Genomic DNA, 1,081 nt, shown 5'->3' with positions numbered 1-1,081 from the left:
CCACCATTGCCCGCATGGCCGGCCATTTCAGCGGCCTGCTGGCGGCCATCGGCGCCGATCCCGCCTGTCCCGCCGGCCGCCTGCCGATGCTGGGCGAGGCCGAGCAGACGCAATTGCTGGTCGAATGGAATCGCAGCGAACACGCCTTCCCGCTCGGCCAAACCTATGCCAGCCTGTTTGCCGCCCAGGTGGCCGCCCGGCCCGAACAGGTGGCCGCTGTGTGCCGCGGCGAGCACCTGAGCTACGGTGAACTCGATGCGCGGGCCAATCGCATTGCCCATGTCTTGATCGCCGCCGGCGCCGGCGCCGATACCGTCGTCGCCCTGCTGGGTGAGCGCGGCCTGCCGCTGCTGACCATGATGGTGGCCGTGCTCAAGGCCGGCGCCGCCTTCCTGCCAATGGAAGCCAGTCATCCGCCGGAACGCCTGCGCCAGGTGCTGGAAACCAGCCAGGCGCCACTGCTGCTGGCCACTGCGGCCTGCTCGCCGCTGGTGCAGACCCTGCTGGCCTTGCTCCCCACCCCGCCGGCCACGCTGGCGGCAGAGGCTCTGTGGCTCAGCGGCAACGCCACCGATCCGCAGCGCGCCGGCACGCCTGACGACCTGGCCTATGTCATTTCCACTTCCGGTTCTACCGGCAAACCGAAAAGCGCCATGGTCGAGCAGCGTGGCATGCTCAACAACATGTTCGGCAAGGTGCCCACCATCGGCTTCGGCCCTGCCGACCGCCTGGCCCAGACCGCATCGCCCGCCTTCGACATCTCGGTCTGGCAGTTCCTGGCCGCCCCGCTGTTGGGCGCGACCGTCCATATCCTGCCCGACGAGATCGCGCACGATCCGCTGCGCCTGCTCCAGGCTGTCGCTGACGAGCAGTTGACCGTGCTGGAAATCGTTCCCAGCCTGATGCGTAACCTGCTCGACCTGTGCCCACCCGACGCCACCCTGCCTTCGCTGCGCTGGGTGCTGCCCACCGGCGAGGCGCTGCCGCTGCAACTGGCGCGCGACTGGTTCGCCCGTTTCCCCGCGCTGCCCCTGATGAATGTCTACGGCCCGGCCGAATGCTCCGACGACGTCGCCTACCA

Annotated in this window: 1 protein-coding gene; it reads left to right on the top strand. The window is 69.1% G+C overall.

All coding sequences use genetic code 11. The features are described 5' to 3' along the window. Positions 1-1,081: AMP-binding protein (locus AC1RRC_RS33210; protein ID WP_493060204.1), on the top strand; the 1,081-nt coding region annotated here is incomplete at both ends.

Source organism: Pseudoduganella sp. GW821-FHT12E03 (assembly GCF_058807115.1).
This window is presented reverse-complemented; position numbering and strand designations above follow the sequence as displayed.